This window comes from Arthrobacter sp. K5 (assembly GCF_040448525.1).
GTDB classification, from domain to species: Bacteria; Actinomycetota; Actinomycetes; order Actinomycetales; family Micrococcaceae; genus Arthrobacter; species Arthrobacter globiformis.
The window spans coordinates 1,061,002-1,077,213 of record NZ_CP159279.1; the positions used below are offsets into that span (position 1 = coordinate 1,061,002).

General features: G+C 66.8%; 15 protein-coding genes and 3 tRNA genes. 8 read left to right on the plus strand and 10 right to left on the minus strand.

Features of this window, described 5'->3' with window-relative positions; genetic code table 11:
• Positions 1 to 188: 188 nt before the first annotated feature.
• Complete coding sequence (tig, locus tag ABRP34_RS04660) at positions 189 to 1,577, minus strand: trigger factor (protein ID WP_353712433.1); 1,389 nt, start codon at positions 1,575 to 1,577, stop codon at positions 189 to 191.
• A gap of 79 nt (positions 1,578 to 1,656) precedes the next feature.
• Positions 1,657 to 1,731, minus strand: a tRNA-Pro gene (locus ABRP34_RS04665).
• Between the two features lie 139 nt (positions 1,732 to 1,870).
• Between ABRP34_RS04665 and ABRP34_RS04670 the strand changes: the two genes are divergently transcribed.
• Positions 1,871 to 1,944: transfer RNA gene (locus ABRP34_RS04670), tRNA-Gly, on the plus strand.
• Between the two features lie 172 nt (positions 1,945 to 2,116).
• Here the strand turns inward: ABRP34_RS04670 and ABRP34_RS04675 are convergent.
• The 4 genes from ABRP34_RS04675 to ABRP34_RS04690 form a co-directional block, all read right to left on the minus strand.
• Entirely contained in the window at positions 2,117 to 3,274 is a 1,158-nt protein-coding gene (locus ABRP34_RS04675) for a winged helix DNA-binding domain-containing protein (protein ID WP_353712434.1), read from the minus strand.
• 32 nt (positions 3,275 to 3,306) lie between these two features.
• Positions 3,307 to 4,221 (minus strand): DNA-formamidopyrimidine glycosylase family protein, encoded by a 915-nt coding sequence (locus ABRP34_RS04680; protein ID WP_353712435.1) that lies wholly within the window; start codon positions 4,219 to 4,221, stop codon positions 3,307 to 3,309.
• Complete coding sequence (locus ABRP34_RS04685; RefSeq protein WP_003803384.1) at positions 4,221 to 4,715, minus strand: ribose-5-phosphate isomerase; 495 nt, start codon at positions 4,713 to 4,715, stop codon at positions 4,221 to 4,223. The genes ABRP34_RS04680 and ABRP34_RS04685 overlap by 1 nt, the downstream gene beginning before the upstream one ends.
• A 125-nt stretch (positions 4,716 to 4,840) precedes the next feature.
• On the minus strand, positions 4,841 to 5,872 hold the full coding sequence (locus ABRP34_RS04690; protein ID WP_353712436.1) for a hypothetical protein: 1,032 nt from the start codon (positions 5,870 to 5,872) through the stop codon (positions 4,841 to 4,843).
• Between the two features lie 208 nt (positions 5,873 to 6,080).
• On the opposite strand from ABRP34_RS04690, the gene pepN reads away from it, so the two are divergent.
• The 4 genes from pepN (at position 6,081) to ABRP34_RS04710 (ending at position 10,368) form a co-directional block, all read left to right on the plus strand.
• Positions 6,081 to 8,633, plus strand: a complete 2,553-nt coding sequence (pepN, locus tag ABRP34_RS04695) for an aminopeptidase N (protein ID WP_353713308.1) — start codon at positions 6,081 to 6,083, stop codon at positions 8,631 to 8,633.
• Positions 8,634 to 8,642: 9 nt separating this feature from the next.
• Positions 8,643 to 9,122, plus strand: coding sequence for an OsmC family protein (locus tag ABRP34_RS04700; RefSeq protein WP_353712437.1), 480 nt, complete (start codon positions 8,643 to 8,645; stop codon positions 9,120 to 9,122).
• A 107-nt stretch (positions 9,123 to 9,229) separates the two neighbouring features.
• Positions 9,230 to 9,892, plus strand: coding sequence for a mechanosensitive ion channel domain-containing protein (locus tag ABRP34_RS04705; RefSeq protein ID WP_353712438.1), 663 nt, complete (start codon positions 9,230 to 9,232; stop codon positions 9,890 to 9,892).
• Positions 9,893 to 9,894: 2 nt separating this feature from the next.
• Positions 9,895 to 10,368 (plus strand): globin, encoded by a 474-nt coding sequence (locus ABRP34_RS04710; protein ID WP_353712439.1) that lies wholly within the window; start codon positions 9,895 to 9,897, stop codon positions 10,366 to 10,368.
• 20 nt (positions 10,369 to 10,388) lie between these two features.
• Here the strand turns inward: ABRP34_RS04710 and ABRP34_RS04715 are convergent, their stop codons facing one another.
• Positions 10,389 to 11,051, minus strand: a complete 663-nt coding sequence (locus tag ABRP34_RS04715) for a hypothetical protein (RefSeq protein ID WP_003803373.1) — start codon at positions 11,049 to 11,051, stop codon at positions 10,389 to 10,391.
• 63 nt (positions 11,052 to 11,114) lie between these two features.
• On the opposite strand from ABRP34_RS04715, the gene ABRP34_RS04720 reads away from it, so the two are divergent.
• On the plus strand, positions 11,115 to 12,086 hold the full coding sequence (locus ABRP34_RS04720; RefSeq protein WP_003803371.1) for an acyl-CoA thioesterase II: 972 nt from the start codon (positions 11,115 to 11,117) through the stop codon (positions 12,084 to 12,086).
• A gap of 104 nt (positions 12,087 to 12,190) precedes the next feature.
• Here the strand turns inward: ABRP34_RS04720 and ettA are convergent, their stop codons facing one another.
• Genes ettA through ABRP34_RS04735 form a run of 3 tightly spaced genes read right to left on the minus strand, consistent with a single transcriptional unit; the run spans position 12,191 to position 15,143 of the window.
• Positions 12,191 to 13,873: an energy-dependent translational throttle protein EttA gene (gene ettA, locus ABRP34_RS04725; RefSeq protein WP_003803368.1), complete on the minus strand. Its 1,683-nt coding sequence runs from the start codon at positions 13,871 to 13,873 to the stop codon at positions 12,191 to 12,193.
• A 43-nt stretch (positions 13,874 to 13,916) separates the two neighbouring features.
• The gene (locus ABRP34_RS04730) at positions 13,917 to 14,513 is read right to left on the minus strand and encodes a hypothetical protein (RefSeq protein ID WP_353712440.1); all 597 of its coding nucleotides are present in this window, start codon (positions 14,511 to 14,513) and stop codon (positions 13,917 to 13,919) included.
• Between the two features lie 60 nt (positions 14,514 to 14,573).
• A complete protein-coding gene (locus tag ABRP34_RS04735; RefSeq protein ID WP_353712441.1) occupies positions 14,574 to 15,143 on the minus strand; it encodes a single-stranded DNA-binding protein in 570 nt (189 codons plus the stop codon).
• Between the two features lie 210 nt (positions 15,144 to 15,353).
• On the opposite strand from ABRP34_RS04735, the gene ABRP34_RS04740 reads away from it, so the two are divergent.
• Both ABRP34_RS04740 and ABRP34_RS04745 read left to right on the plus strand, forming a co-directional pair.
• A tRNA-Arg gene (locus ABRP34_RS04740) sits at positions 15,354 to 15,426 on the plus strand.
• Between the two features lie 201 nt (positions 15,427 to 15,627).
• On the plus strand, positions 15,628 to 16,098 hold the full coding sequence (locus ABRP34_RS04745; protein ID WP_353712442.1) for a lipopolysaccharide assembly protein LapA domain-containing protein: 471 nt from the start codon (positions 15,628 to 15,630) through the stop codon (positions 16,096 to 16,098).
• The last annotated feature ends 114 nt before the right edge of the window (positions 16,099 to 16,212 follow it).

A 16,212-nucleotide genomic window follows, 5' to 3' on the forward strand; every position in this document is an offset into this window, starting at 1 on the left:
ACATCACTGAACGACATCACTGAACTTCACTACTTGGACACTAACCGCTTTCGGGGCGGATTTGTTCGTCGGAATCGCGCTGTTCGCTGACGGCGCACGATTGCCCGCGGGAGCCGTACACCGGCCGTTAACGCGCCAGCCCCCGGATCCGAGGACCCGGGGGCTGGCGGCACTGATGCGTGCAGCTGCTAGAACTTCACGGCTGCGGGATCGTCGTTCGCGACGGTCTCGCCGGCCTCTTCAGCTTCGGTTTCCGCTTCGGCTTCGACGGCCTGAGCCTCTTCGCCGCCGGGGCGGACGAAGTCGCTCAGGTCGACCTTGTTGCCCTCGGAGTCGGTGACCTCGGCCTGGCCCAGGACGACGGCCAGCGCCTTACGGCGGCGGACCTCGGAAACCATCATCGGAACCTGGCCGCTCTGGTCGATGATCTGGGCGAACTGGTTCGGGTCCATGCCGTACTGGCTGGCGGTGGTGACGATGTAGTCGATCAGCTCGTTCTGGCTGACGCCCACTTCTTCCTTCTCCGCGATGGCGTCGAGGATGATCTCGTTCTGGAAGGCGCGCTCGGTGTTGGCCTTGACCTCGGCGCGGTGCTCTTCGGTGTCGTGCTCGCCTTCACCGTGGGAGTTCTCGGCCTTGAAGTGCTGCTCGAGCTGCTCTTCGACGACGGATTCCGGTACCGGAACCTCAACCAGCTCAACGAGCTTGTCCAGGACCTTGTCGCGGGCCTCGACGCCCTGTTCGACGACCTTGGAGTCGGCGGCCTGCTTGGCGAGGTCCTCGCGCAGTTCGGCCAGCGTATCGAACTCGGAAGCCAGCTGGGCGAAGTCATCGTTCGCCTCGGGCAGCTCGCGCTCCTTGACGGACTTGACGACAACCTTGACCTGCGCGGACTCGCCGGCGTGGTCGCCGCCCACGAGGGTGGTGTCGAAGATGGCGTCCTCGTCAGCGCTCAGGCCGGTGACGGCCTCGTCCATGCCCTCGAGCATGGTGCCGGCACCAACCTGGTAGGACAGGCCGGAAGCGGAGTCCACCTCGGCGCCGTCGATGCTTGCGGTGATGTCGATGCTGAGGAAGTCGCCGTCAGCGGCCGGGCGCTCCACGGTCTTGAGCGTGCCGAAGCGGCCGCGCAGCTCGTCCAGGGCCTTGTCGACGTCGGCGTCGGAGGACTCGGCTGCGGCAACCTCGACCTGGATGCCGGAGTAGTCGGGCAGTTCGATTTCGGGGCGGACGTCGACCTCGGCCTGGAACTTCAGCTCGCCGTCGGTGGCGGAGGGGTCCGGAACCTCGGTGATCTCAACCTCGGGACGGCTCAGCGGGCGGATGCCGGATTCCTGGACGGCCGCCTGGTACCAGCCGTTGAGGCCTTCGTTGATGGCGGTCTCCAGGACGTAGCCGCGGCCGACGCGCTGGTCGATCAGCTTGGCGGGAACCTTGCCCTTACGGAAGCCAGGAACCTGGATCTGCGAAGCAACAGTCTTGTATGCCTCGTCGATGCTGGGCTTCAATTCCTCAAAAGGGACCTCAACATTGAGCTTGACCCGCGTGGGGGTGAGGTTCTCGACAGCGCTCTTCACGGTCTAAGTACTCCTGGTTTTGTTGGATGGGTTCTGCAAACGCGTTGTTGTGACCAGGCCTGGGGCCCGGGCCGCAGAGTCGGGGTGACAGGATTTGAACCTGCGACTTCCTGCTCCCAAAGCAGGCGCTCTAGCCAAGCTGAGCTACACCCCGTAATGCACAGGACAGTCTACGTTCATCCCTGCCGCGTTTGCACATTTGACACTGGGGGCATGAATTAGGTTTAGTTATATCCGGCTTGAACAGCCGCCGAAGAAAAGCCCAAAGGCCAGTGCGCCGGAACGCTTTCCTCGGGGACGTAGCTTAATGGTAAAGCCTCAGTCTTCCAAACTGATTACGCGGGTTCGATTCCCGTCGTCCCCTCCACTGAAAGAGGCCCCTCCACTGAAAGAGGCCCCTCCACTGAAAGAGGCCCCTCCACTGAAAGAGGCCCCTCCACTGAAAGAGGCCCCTCCACTGAAAGAGGCCCCTCCACTGAAAGAGGCCCCTCCACTGAAAGAGGCCCCTCGATGAGGGGCCTCTTTCGCGTTAACCGGGCCTAAGCGTGGCCCCGGACATCCACGGTGCCCAGGGTGAGGCGCGCTTCGGCCTGGAGGAAGGTCCCGACCCGCTCCGCCTGCCGGGCCAGCTCCTCCAGCTGGGATGCCCCCGCCGGCTGAAACAGTTCCGCGGTGATCTCCAGATTCTTTCCGGACCGGCGTTGGTGCCACAGTCCGCGGACGACGCCGTCGATGACTATGACGGGATAGTTACCTGCCTGCCCCCTGGCCAGGGCACGGGTACTGGCCACGCCCGGGAACAGCAGATCCCGGGGCTGGCCTGCCACCACATATGAATCAAAGTAGGGAAGCAGCCTGATGCCCGACGGTTCCGCGGCGATGTCCCCGGCGTCGCTCCGGAGCACCCAGGCCGGCGTCCCTGCCACAGTGACCTGGGCCAGCTCTCCGCGGTGGGCATCGAAGAGGCCGGACGCCCATTCGCGCGGAACCGCCAGCCAGCGGGCGAAGTGTGCCGGCGTAGCGGGTCCGTATGCCTGCAGGTAGGCCCGGAGGAGCCAGCCAAGCGCCGGCGCGGCATCAGCCGGCCGGAACCCGGGAAGCAGCTGCCCGGGGCCGCGGTATGTCGATGCCCTGCCCCTGCCGGCGCCAAAGCACAGGGCCCCGCGGAAGCCCGCGGTCCCCATCGCCGCGCGCCAGCGAGGCCACATGGTCTGGAAGGCGGGCATCACCGGTTCAGCCGCCCAGGCGCCGGTTCTGGCGACTATGGCGTCGTTGAGTTCATCGGCGGTCAGTTCGCTGGCCCGCAGGGCGTCTGCAATGGCGGCCACGATCTGGTCCGTCTGGCCGGGCGTCAGGAATTGTCCCAGCGCCGGATGGGACGGAACGGCACCCAGGGCGCCCGTCCACTGGGAGAGGTCGGCTGCGGGCAGCAGGTGCACGGTGCCGCGTGGCCCGAAGGTCCTGAGAAGGGTTCCGTCATCCCAGAGTGCTTTGCGCACGTCGGACCGGGAAATTCCTGCGCCGCGCATCCCTACGGACAACTCGGCGGCCTGCATTACCTGGGCGTGCGCGCCGCACATGGCCCGCACGATGCCGGCCGGGGTGGCGGTTTGCGAAGGAGCCGCCAGCCATTGGCGCTCCAGGCGTCTGGCGCAGACCTGCGCCCACGAATACTCCCGTACCGGCCCATCAGCCACCGCCCGCCACCTCCCCTCTGAAGCCGGCTGGCTCAGGCGGTCTGCTGGCAGGACGGACACCAGTACAGTTTGCGGGCGGCGTGTTCGGCCAGGGCAACCGCGGTGCCGCAGACGCGGCAGGGCTGGCCCTGCCGGCGGTAGACAAAGTGCGCCTCCTCCCCCGGCGGAAGCTGATCACTCCGGGTCCAGAAGCCGGCGGTGGTGGTGATGATCCGCCCGTCGCGGACGCCGTCGGCCATCACCGCGGCCGTGTCGTCCCAGAGGAGGCCCGCGGCATCCGCCGTGAGCGCACGGCCGGGAAGCAGGGGGTCGATCCGGCCACGGAACAGCACTTCAGCCCGGTAGACGTTCCCGACGCCGGCGATCACCTTCTGGTCCATCAGGAGTGTGGCGAGCGGGGTCCGTTTCGCCAGGATGCGCCGGACGAAGTCGTCCCGGCTGCCGCCGGTGTTGTGGAGAGGGTCGGGGCCCAGCCGGTCCAGCACCGCTGCCGCCTCGGCCTCGGTGATGGCCGCGCAGGTGGTGGCGCCGCGCAGGTCCGCCCAGCCATGGTCACTCACCAGCCGCACCCGTACGGCTCCCACCGGCGCCGGCGGTCCGGCGTACCCGGGCTGAGCAGTACCGCTTGTGGGACCAGTACCGTCGTCTGCCACTTCCCGCTCCCCCACCCTGCGGGGCGCGCCGATGCTGGAGGCACCGCGGAACTGGCTGTCCCCGCCGAAGTCCCAGGCCCCGTAGAGGCCCAGATGCACGTGCAGCACCAGCCCGTGCTCGAAGTGCAGGAACAGGTGCTTGCCGTGCGCGGACGCGTGCATCATGGTGTGCCCGTCCAGCAGGGCGGCGCCGGCGGCAAAGCGGCCCTGCGGGCTGCTGACAGCCAGCCGCCCGCCGGCAAACACGTCACCGAACTGGCGGGCCAGCCGGTGGATGGAGTGGCCCTCCGGCACTATTCGACGATCTCGCCGGTGGTTTCGTAGGTGGCGATCTTGCCGATGCGGCGAACGTGCCGCTCGTCGTTGCTGAAGGGTTCCTGCAGGAACGCCTCGATCAGTGACGTGGCTTCCTCGACACTGTGCTGGCGCCCGCCGACGGCCACGACGTTGGCATCGTTGTGCTCGCGGGCCAGGGTCGCGGTGGCGTGGTTCCAGGCGAGGGCGGCGCGGACGCCCTTGACCTTGTTGGCGGCGATCTGTTCGCCGTTTCCGGATCCGCCCAGCACGATGCCCAGTGCGTGGACGCCTGCTTCCTGGTCCGCCACCACTGCAAGCGCCGCGTTGATGCAGAAGGACGGGTAGTCGTCCAGGGCGTCGTATTCCTTTGGGCCGTGGTCCACCACGTCGTAGCCGTTCGCCGTCAGGTGCTTGACCAGATGGGCGCTCAGCTCCATGCCGGCGTGGTCGGTGGCGATGTGGACCCGCGGAAATGCAGGGTTTGTTGTCACGGTAGGTTCCGTTCAGTCATGAGCACCGGGGCGCAGCCGGGCTGGTACAGGTCAAATCAACAGATCCAAGAGTACTCGGTGTGCCTACGCTGGCGGGGTGTGCCTCCCGGGCAGTTACGCGGCAGTTACGCTTCCGCGTCACCCTGAGCTGGCGGGCGGGTGTCCGGCGGGCGGGTGTCACGGCGCGCCCTTGCCGCCACACGGGTGAGGACCTCCGCCAGAAGGGCAGCTGAGTCGGGATTTCCGCCGCTGACGGCCAGCCGGTGGCCGTCGGTCTTGCGGACCACGACGGCGGGGCCGCTGCTGACGAGCACCGCTGCGGTTCCGTCGTGGTTGCGGTAGCCCCAGCCGCCGTAGTCGGCGGCGCGGACGTCGGCCGGATGGGCTGCAGAGATGGCGGTCGCGGGGACATCGATGACTCGCAGGATGCCGGCGAGGAAAACACGCAGTCCGCTGCGGTCCGCGGTGACCCTGGCGAAGAGGAACGCGGCCCCGACAACGGCGGCCGCCACCAGCAGGGCCCCCAGCCACGGCACGGCGATGGCAATCAGTGAAGCGGGAAACAGGCTGGCGATGGCGATCATGACAAAGACGGAGCTGCGCGCATGCACCCAGAACCGCACGGAATCCCCGGCGAGATCGGGATCGTGCTCCTGCTCCAGCGCGCGCTGCAGGGCGCGGTCATCCTCGGGGGTCCACTGGTGGTCCGCCTTGAAGACGAACCCGATGATGACCCCCAGGGACAAGGCGGCACCGCTGCCCGACGCCAGGACAATCACATCAACACTGGATTCCCGGGCGTCCGCCACCCCGGCCTGGCCCACCAGGGCGGCCGCCAGCACGGAGGTCACAAAGAGGCTCACCGTCAGCCCGGCGCCCATCATGATCCGGCGCATCACGGTGGGCCGCGAGAGCGGCACCGCCTGCAGCAGTACCAGCCAGCCGATGAGGACGATCAGGGCGGCCCCGCCGCCCACAAAGGCGGGGAACGGCGCGAAGGCGGTACCGCCGTCGTTATTCCACATGACCGCCAGCGGCTCCGGCAGATCCGGCCGCAACAGCGCGGCACAGACCGCGAACCCGGCAGCAAGCAACACGGGGAAGCCGATCGCGAAGCGCAGTGCCTTGGTGTCCACAGCATCGAGGAACTTTCCCATGCCTTAACGCTACCCCTGCGCGGGCCGGCTGGAGAGGACACCCGCAGCCAATGGACCAGCCACGTGAGCCAGGTAACTTGCCAAGCGGCGCCGAAATGAAACAATGGCTTCACAGTGATGCAACTGCGCTCGTGAACACCGGGCGCAGCAGCCCGCGGGCCGGGCCAGTCCGGCCACCACAACCTCTGGAGGCACAACCTTGCCAGGCATGAACCTGACCCGCGCCGAAGCACGCGAGCGCGCCGCCCTGATCGCCGTCGACTCCTACGATGTCAGCCTCGACCTGACCAGGGGTGAGACTGTCTTCGGTTCCACCACCACCGTCAGGTTCGCGGCAACGCCCGGCTCGTCGACGTTCATCGACGCCGTGACGGATGCCGTCCACAGCGTGACGCTGAACGGCCGCGTACTGGACCCTGCCGAGGTCTCCGACGGTGTCCGGATCCAGCTGCCGGACCTTGCCGCGGACAATGAGCTCACCGTGGTGGCGGACGCCCCCTACATGAACACCGGCGAAGGCCTGCACCGCTTCGTGGACCCGGTGGACGGCGAGGTGTACCTGTACACGCAGTTCGAGGTGCCGGACTCGCGCAGGATGTTCGCCGTCTTTGAACAGCCCGACCTCAAGGCCACCTTCCGGTTCCGCGTCACCGCGCCCTCGCACTGGGACGTCATCTCCAATTCCCCGACGCCGGAGCCGGTGGCGGCCACGCCGGGGAACGACGGCGGCGCCCGCTCGGTCTGGGACTTCACGCCCACGCCCCGACTGTCCTCGTACGTCACCGCGCTGATCGCCGGCCCGTACCAGTCGGTGCGCAGCGACGTCACCAGCTCGGATGGCCGCGTTGTGCCGCTGGGCGTCTTCGCCCGCAAGTCCCTGATGCAGTACCTGGACGCGGACAACATTTTTGAGCTCACCCGGCAGGGATTCGAGTTCTTCGAGGCCGAGTTCGGCTGCCCGTACCCGTTTGAGAAGTACGACCAGCTCTTTGTGCCGGAGTTCAATGCCGGCGCCATGGAGAACGCCGGCGCGGTCACCATCCTCGAGGGCTACGTCTTCCGCGGCAAGGTCCCGGAGGCGCAGGTGGAACGCCGCGCCATCACCGTGCTGCACGAACTGGCCCACATGTGGTTCGGCGACCTCGTGACCATGCGCTGGTGGAACGACCTCTGGCTCAACGAGTCCTTCGCCGAATACATGTCGCACCTGGCAGCGGTGGAGAACACCAAGTTCCAGAGCGCCTGGACCACGTTCGCCTCGGTGGAAAAGTCCTGGGCCTACCGCCAGGACCAGCTCCCCACCACCCACCCGATCTTCGCCGAAATCAACAACCTGCATGACGTCGAGGTGAACTTCGACGGCATCACCTACGCCAAGGGCGCCTCAGTGCTGCGGCAGCTCGTGGCCTGGGTGGGGCCGGACAAGTTCATGGCCGGCGTGCGCGAATACTTCGCCAAGCATTCCTGGCAGAACACCGAGCTCGGCGACCTGATGGTCGAGCTGGAGAAGGCCAGCGGACGCGACCTGGACCAGTGGGGACGCCTGTGGCTGGAAACGGCCGGGGTGAACTCGCTCAAGCCGGAGCTGGCAGTGGATGCGGACGGCACCATCACGTCCTTCACAATCCTGCAGTCCGCGGTTGCCGAGCAGCCCACCATCCGGCCGCACCGCCTGGCAGTGGGGTTCTATGACCTCACCGACGAGGGCACGCTGGAGCGCGTGCACCGTGAGGAGCTGGACGTCGATGGCGAACGCACCGAAGTGCCGGAACTGGCCGGCCTCAAGCGGCCGGACCTGATCCTGCTCAACGACGATGACCTCGCCTACGCCAAGGTGCGCCTGGACGAGCAGTCCCTCGCCACGGCCACGGCGCACCTGAAGGATTTCCGGGAGAGCCTGCCGCGGACCCTGGTGTGGGGCTCGGCATGGGACGCCGCACGGGACGGGGAGAGCCCCGCCCGCGGATACGTCGACCTGATCCTGGCCAATATCGCCTCCGAGTCTGATTCCTCGGTAATCCTGGTGCAGCTGCGGCAGCTGGCCACGACGCTCACCTTCTACGTGGCTGAGGAGCACCGCGAAGCCACCACCGTTGCCGCCGTCGACCGTCTGTGGGAACTGGCAACGGATGTGCCGGGCGGGTCGGATGCCCAGCTGCAGTTCGTCAAGTCGTTCGCGCTCCTGGCCCGCAGCGGGGAGCAGCTGGACCAAATCGCCGGGCTGCTGGACGGCTCGGTCACCCTTGCCGGGCTGACCGTGGACCAGGACCTCCGCTGGGAGCTTGTGGCCGCCCTCGTGGCCGGCGGCAGGCTGGACCAGGCGGACATCGATGCGGAACTGGAGCGGGACAACACCTCCAGCGGCCAGAACGCGGCTGCGCTGGCCAAGGCTGCCATCCCCACCCCGGAGGCCAAGGCGGAAGCCTGGGAGTCGATCGTGGTCAAGGGCGATCTCTCCAACGCCATCCAGGCCTCGGCCGTCGCCGGCTTCACGCGGGTGCTGGACACAGCGCTGCTCGAGCCGTACTCGGAGAAGTACTTCGAGGCCGTGCCCGGGATCGTCGCCGAACGGACGCATGCGCTGGCCCAGCAGATCGTCATCGGACTGTACCCGGCGCAGCTGACCAGCCAGGCCACCGTGGACCGGACCGACGAATTCCTGGCGTCCCTGCCGGAGGAGAGCGCTGCGCTGCGCCGGATGATGCTGGAAAACCGTGACGGCGTGGCCCGGGCGCTGCGGGCCCGCGCGGCGGATGTCTAGGACGGGCCAGTGGCTCTCGACGAACACCACTACGCGTTAACGGTCCGCTGGACCGGCAACCAGGGAAACGGCACGTCGTCCTACCGGGACTACTCCCGCGACCACGACATCGAGATTCCCGGGCTGCCGGTCCTGCAGGGCTCGGCCGACCCCACCTTCCACGGGGACCGCTCCCGGTACAACCCCGAGCAGCTGCTGCTGGCCGCGCTGGCGCAGTGCCACATGCTCTCCTTCCTGCACGTCGCGGTGAGGCATGGCGTGGTGGTCCTGTCCTATGAGGACAACGCCACCGGCACGATGCGGCTGAACCGCGACGGGAGCGGCCAGTTCGAAACCGTGACGCTGCGCCCACAGGTGACCGTTGCGGATCTCGGGCACGTTGCGCTGGCGGAGCAGATGCACCATGAGGCCAACCAGGTGTGTTTCATTGCCCGTAGCGTAAATTTCCCCGTACTGCACGCTCCTGTTACCACAGCCGGAAGTCCTTAGCCAGCGGCAGACCCCGCTAGGCTTAAAACTGACCAAGGAGCGGCCGGTCTCCCCGGTAAGCGAGGAGACCGGCCGCCGCCGGACAGCAGCAAGGAGCCTTCCTGCAGATGTACAGCATGTTCACAACGCCCTCGGCCTCACTGGAGCCCACCGGACTTGACCTGGCCGGCGTGGCCATCAGCCTCGGCGCAGGCATCGTCCTGTGGCTGATCGCAAGTTTCCTGATCGCCAGGATCACCCGGCGCGTGGCGAATGGCACCACACTGTTCAAGAAGCCGCACTTCCGTTGGGTGGCGCCAGCGTTGCGCGCTCTTGACCATGAGCGGCGCGTGCAGCGGGCCCATACGATTGGCTCTTTGCTGAAGAGCGGCATCGGTGTGGTCATTGCGGTCATCACCAGCATCTACATGCTGAAGAATCTCGACGTCGACGTGGCGCCGCTGCTGACCAGCGTGGGAATCCTCGGTATCGCCATCGGCTTCGGCGCCCAGCAGCTGATCAGGGACTTCCTCGCGGGGATCTTCATCACCATCGAGGACCAGTACGGCATCGGCGACACCATTGAAACCAGCGAGGTAGTGGGCATCGTGGAGTCGATCGGGCTGAGGATCACGCGCGTCCGCGACGAGAACGGCGCCATCTGGTACCTCCGCAACGGTGAGATCCTCCGCGTAGGCAACCGGTCGCAGGGCAACTATGTGCCCCCGGCGGAGCCAGAGGAAACAGCAGTGGAAGCCGAGCACGCACCCCAGCAGAAGGCCGGAGAGTAGCCATGACCATCCCATCCCTCCCCACCCCGCCGGAGCCGGGCGTCCGCAAGCCGCTGATGCGCAACGACCCCTTCAGCCAGCCGGGTTATACGGACAACTTCTACGACGCCGTTGGCGGTCACGAAACGTTCGTGAAGCTCATCGACGTCTTTTACGACGGCGTCGCCACCGATCCGCTGCTGCGCCCCATGTACCCGGAAGCGGATCTGGGCCCGGCCAAGCGGCGGTTCCTGATGTTCCTGGAGCAGTACTGGGGCGGCCCTACCACCTACGGCGAGGAGCGCGGCCATCCCCGGCTGCGGATGCGCCACATGCCGTTCCGGGTGACGCCGGAGGCCAAGGAACGGTGGCTGCACCACATGCGGACGGCGGTCGATTCCCTGGACCTGCCGCCGCTGTATGAGGGCACGCTGTGGGATTACATGGAACGCGCGGCCCTGTCCATGGTGAACAGCCCGTCCGACGCCCAGGGCTGACGCCGGCTGCTCCCGGCGGACTAAAGCAGGCCGGCGCCCGTCCGCGCCAGCACGTGTCCGCGGCTGCCGCTGAGCCGGAACCAGCGCCCCGAACGGTAAAGCTTCTGTTCGCCCTCGCCCAGGAATCCCAGGGCGAGGGCGGCGAACGCCGCTCCCGCCGGTACGCCGTGCCGGCCCTCCAGCCCGCGTCCCCAGACGGCGGCCCGGGCATTGTTCACGATCATGGCTCCGGGCTTGTCAGGGACGATGCCTGCCACTTCGGCGATGCCGGCTTCGGCGGCCTGCCGCAGTTCAGCGTCGGGCACGGTGTCCACCAGTTCCCAGCCGCTGCGCGGCGCGCCCACGCCGGCCCATGATTCGGTGACGGTCGACGGCGGGACCGGAAGATCGGCGTCGTTCTCCCCTGCCCGGGCCAGCCGGTCGAGGACGGCAGCGAGCGGAACCGTGACGTCAACAGCAGACGGCTCTGCCAGCCCCATGGTGCGCAGGCCGAGAATCGTGGGGGTGGACTCCCCCAGGATCCGGGGGCGGAGCACGCAGACGTAGGCTGCCAGCACCGTGCCGGCCGCCTGCAGGCGGATGGCACCGTCATCGATGGCCTTGGCGCGGGTGACGAAGGTCTTCAGATCGGCGAGATCGCGGGGGTCGGCGAAGCGGAAGGACTGGGTAAGGAGATCAGACACGTTAAGAACACTACCGGCTGGGGCTCGGTTGAGCGGTGCCGGGGCGCCGTCTAGAGTCAAACCATGACTGAAGCGGACGCCGGATTGCAGGCCTTGCCCACGAATGACCCCACGAACTCCCTGATGGAACTGCTTGACCTCGGCGAGCTGGAAGGCGCCCGCACCGACGAGGACATCTTCATGGGTCCGTCCCAGCGCCAGCCGCACCAGCGCGTCTTCGGCGGCCAGGTCCTGGCCCAGTCCCTGGTCGCAGGAATGCGCACCGTGGACGAGGACCGCACCGTCCATTCCATGCACGGCTACTTCCTCCGGCCGGGCGACGCGAACAAGCCCATCACCTTCGGGGTCCAGCGCTTGCGGGATGGCCGCTCGTTCTCGGCGCGCCGCGTGCACGCCTATCAGGACGGCACGCCGATTCTGTCCATGATCGCCTCGTTCCAGGCCGGCGACGACGGCATAGAGCACCAGTCCGAGATGCCCGCCGGCATCCCCGATCCGGAAACACTGCCCAGCACCGCTGACCTGCTGGGCAAGTTCGACCACCCCGTCGCCCGGCACTGGGCGTACGAACGGCCCTTCGACATCCGCCATGTGGATCCCGCACTCTATGTGGCCGCGACCGGGAAGAAGGAGGCACGCAACGCCGTATGGATGAAGACCTTCAGCCCCATGCCGGACAACGCCAACACGCACCGTGCCGCGCTGGCCTACGCCAGCGACTACACGCTGCTCGAGTCAATTCTCCGCAAGCACGGGCTCAGCTGGATCACGCCGGGAATGAGCGTGGCGAGCCTCGACCACGCCATGTGGTGGCACCGCCCCGTCCGCGTTGACGAGTGGCTCCTGTATGTGCAGGAATCGCCCAGCGCACAGGGGGCGCGCGGCCTGGCCACCGGCAAGATCTTCAACCGGGACGGCCTGCACGTGGCGTCCGTGGCGCAGGAGGGGATGGTCCGGGTGCCGACCGACATCAAGAGCAAGGTGGCCGGCGCGGTGCAGACCAAGATCCTGCAGCACCAGATGCGCAAAGCCTGACGGACCCCGCATACAAAAAGGCCGGCCCCGGGCTTGATCTGTTTGACCAGATCAGCCCGGGGCCGGCCTTTTCGTAACCAGCGCGGAAGCTAGTCCCGGCGTGATTAGTCGCGGGTCAGGCGGCGGTGCGTGACGCGGTGCGGCTTTGCAGCGTCGGGACCGAGGCGCTGCACCTTGTTTTCCTCGTAGGATTCGAAGTTGCCCTCAAACCAGTACCACTTCGACGGGTTCTCCTCGTCACCTTCGTAGGCGAGGATGTGGGTGGCCACCCGGTCCAGGAACCAGCGGTCGTGGGAGACCACGACGGCGCAGCCCGGGAACTCCAGCAGCGCGTTTTCCAGGCTGCTGAGGGTTTCGACGTCGAGGTCGTTGGTCGGTTCGTCGAGCAGGAGCAGGTTTCCGCCCTGCTTGAGGGTCAGCGCCAGGTTCAGGCGGTTGCGCTCACCACCGGAGAGCACGCCGGCCTTCTTCTGCTGGTCCGGTCCCTTGAACCCGAACGCCGCAACGTAGGCGCGGGACGGCATTTCAACGTTCCCCACTTGGATGAAGTCCAGGCCGTCGGACACGACCTCCCAGAGGGTCTTGTTGGGGTCGATGCCGCCGCGGCTCTGGTCGGCGTAGGAGATCTTGACCGAGTCGCCGATCTTCAGCTCGCCGCCGTCGAGAGGCTCAAGGCCCACGATGGTCTTGAACAGCGTGGACTTGCCCACACCGTTCGGGCCGATGACGCCGACGATGCCGTTGCGTGGCAGGGAGAAGGACAGGCCGTCGATCAGGGTGCGGTCGTCGAAGCCCTTCTGCAGGTTCTTGGCTTCCAAAACCAGGCCGCCCAGGCGCGGTCCCGGCGGGATCTGGATCTCTTCGAAGTCCAGCTTCCGGGTGCGGTCAGCCTCGGCTGCCATTTCCTCATAGCGGGCCAGACGTGCCTTGGACTTGGTCTGCCGGCCCTTGGCGTTGGAGCGGACCCATTCGAGTTCCTCGGAGAGCCGCTTGGCCTGCTTGGCGTCCTTCTTGCCCTGGATTTCCAGGCGGGCGCGCTTCTTCTCCAAATAGGTGGAGTAGTTGCCCTCGTAGGGGTACAGGTGGCCGCGGTCCACCTCGGCGATCCATTCGGCAACGTGGTCCAGGAAGTACCGGTCGTGGGTGACGGCCAGGACTGCGCCCTCGTAGGAGGAGAGGTGCTGTTCCAGCCACAGCACGCTCTCAGCGTCCAGGTGGTTGGTGGGCTCGTCAAGCAGCAGGAGGTCCGGCTTCTGCAGGAGGAGCTTGCAGAGCGCCACGCGGCGGCGCTCACCGCCGGAGAGCAGGGTGACATCCGCGTCGGCCGGCGGGCAGCGGAGGGCGTCCATGGCCTGCTCCAGCTGGGAGTCCAGGTCCCAGGCGTCGGCGGAGTCGATGGCTTCCTGCAGGTGGCCCATCTCCTCCAGGAGTGAGTCGTAGTCTGCGTCCGGGCTGGCCATCTCCTCGGAGATGGCATTGAAGCGCTGGATCTTGCCGAAGATCTCGCCCACGCCTTCCTGGACGTTGCCCAGGACGGTCTTCTCCTCGTTCAGCGGCGGCTCCTGCAGCAGGATGCCCACGGTGTAGCCGGGGCTCAGCCGGGCTTCGCCGTTTGAGGGGGTGTCCAGGCCGGCCATGATTTTCAGGATGGTGGACTTACCGGCACCGTTGGGGCCAACAACACCGATCTTGGCGCCCGGGAAAAAGGACATGCTTACGTCGTCGAGAATAAGTTTTTCGCCAACAGCCTTTCGGGCCTTGGTCATTGTGTAGATAAATTCCGCCATGGTTCCAAATCTAGTGGGTTGGCGGGCATATCTCACATTCGCGTCAGGCCGGGGCGCCTACGAAGCACTTCCCGTTCGACAGCGCCGGCAGCACGGCCACGGTCACCTTTCCATCCCGGATCTGGCCGATCACACATTCCTTGCCCTGGACCGCCGCCGCTTCCATGGAATCCACGTCGAGGCCGGTGGGTGTGCGCCCCGCCGATACCTCAAGGTTCCGCGCCGGAACACCCGCCGCTGTGAGTGCCGCGGTGATGTCAGCTGCAGCAGGTTTGGAATTGGCTGCGACAACGCTTCCCAGGACGTCGGCCATGGTCTGCTGCAGCTTGGCCGTGGTCGCCGAAGCCGCAGGCGCTTTGGTGGCCGCCGCAGAAGCTGACGCTTTTGCCGGCGCCGAGGCCGATGCCGCCGCGGCTGGTTGCGCGGCCGCCTTTGCTCCGGCGGACTGTCCCTGCGCCGTTGTCTTCTCGGTGGCCTGATCCCCTGGTGCCGTGCAGGCGGCGAGCCCCGACAGCAATACAGCCGCCAATGCGAGCCGGCCGGCAACGCCCTTGGCATTTCCGCTGGTACCAGTTGCTCCCCGGGCACCGGTTGCCTTGCCACGGAATGCCCTGTTCCGCCGGAGTGTCATCGCTCGCATCACGCTGCCATTCTGCCATGCGGCACCGCCAGGGGGTGCGGTGCCGCACGCCACCGGCGCTCAGGCAGCCGCTCCGGTGAGTTCGCCCGTTTCCGCATCGAGCTGCAGCTCGTCGCCGGCACCGTCCACGAAGATGCCTGCTGCGGCCGGGTCTTCATCGGATTCGTCGTCTTCCTCCCGGTCCTCGTCGGCCCCGTCCCCGTCCATTGCCGAGGACCCGGTAGCGCTGCGGTCACCGTTAGCGGAACCAAAGGCGTCGGAGGCGTGGGGGTTGCCGGAATTGCGGATGAAGTTGGCGGTGCCCCACTTGAGGTCGTGGCCCACAGCATCGGCGTCGATTTCGGCGTCGTGGTAGACGCGGCCGTCCTTCTCCCAGCTGCGCATTTTCAGCTTGCCCACAATGATGACGCGCTGGCCCTTCTTGATGCTGCAGCCCATGTTTCCGGCCAGCTGCCTGTACCCCTGGACGGTGAACCAATTGATGTTGCCGTCCACCCAGGCATTGGCGGTGCGGTCGTACCGCCGTTCGGCGGAACCAAGGCGGAACGAAGCCGTGGGGACGCCCCCTGGAGTGGTGGAACTGCGGATCTCCGTGGCAACGAAGCCGCGGACAGTAATGGTGTCGGTCATCTTGGTGTCCTGTCTCGAATTGTCCTGCCCCTTGCAGGCATTCCAAGCATCAACCGGCAGCAGCGCGACAGCGAGAGCCGATGTTCCGTATGTGGAAAACCGGAACGGCGTGGCCCGTGACGCAAAGGTGAATCAGCGGGGCGCCTGACGCTCGTGGCACGCAAGTCAATGTAGACTTTTTAGGCGCCAGCAATGTGCCGGCCAGCCATTGCCCCAGTAGCTCAGGGGATAGAGCAGCGGCCTTCTAATCCGCCGGTCGGGGGTTCGATTCCCTCCTGGGGCGCGTTGTGGTGAGCGGGCATCCTATGGATGCGTCGGATCATCGGACACCCCGGTCTTCGGACCGGGGTGTTTTTTCTTTGCCCACCGGCAATTGCAAAGCATGCTTACTATGATGCGCAGACTGTGCCTATGATCGGACTGGGCGCCGGCGACGTGCACAGGCCGGCCAACCTGGACCAACAGTCGAGGAAGGAACACCCGCATGCAGCACAGCCAGCCGGACGAAAGCCCCGCCAATCCAGAGACGCCCCGGCCCTCGAGCTCCGCGGCAGGTCAGCCAGGCCCCGCAGTGCCCCCGGAACAGGCACCCACAGGAGCCGCCGCGGCCAGCCGCCATCCCGGGGCCGCCGCCATCCCGGGCTACGACGGGACTGCCTCACTGCAACCCGGCGCGGCAGAGCCCGATCGGCGTGTGACCCGTGCCGGGATGATCTGGGCGGCAGTAGCCTCGGCGCTGGTGGTCCTGGTGCTGCTGATCGCCTTCATCCTGCAGAACCAGGAACTCGTGCAGGTGAAGTTCTTCGGACTCGAGGGGGCGGTGTCGCTCGGGATGTCCCTCTTCATCGCGGCAGTGGGCGGAGGTGTCCTCGTCGCGATGGCCGGCGCAGCCCGGATCATCCAACTGCGCGCTGCTGCGCACCGGCGCAGGGTACAGGCCGGCCGACAGCGGTAGAGCCGCGCGCCTTAGGCCACCCCGGTCAGTTCTCCAGGTACTCCTTGAGGTTCCAAGCACCATGCCCCAAAGGTTTTCCGACTCCGCGGCCTCGCCATCACTCTTGTTGTTGCC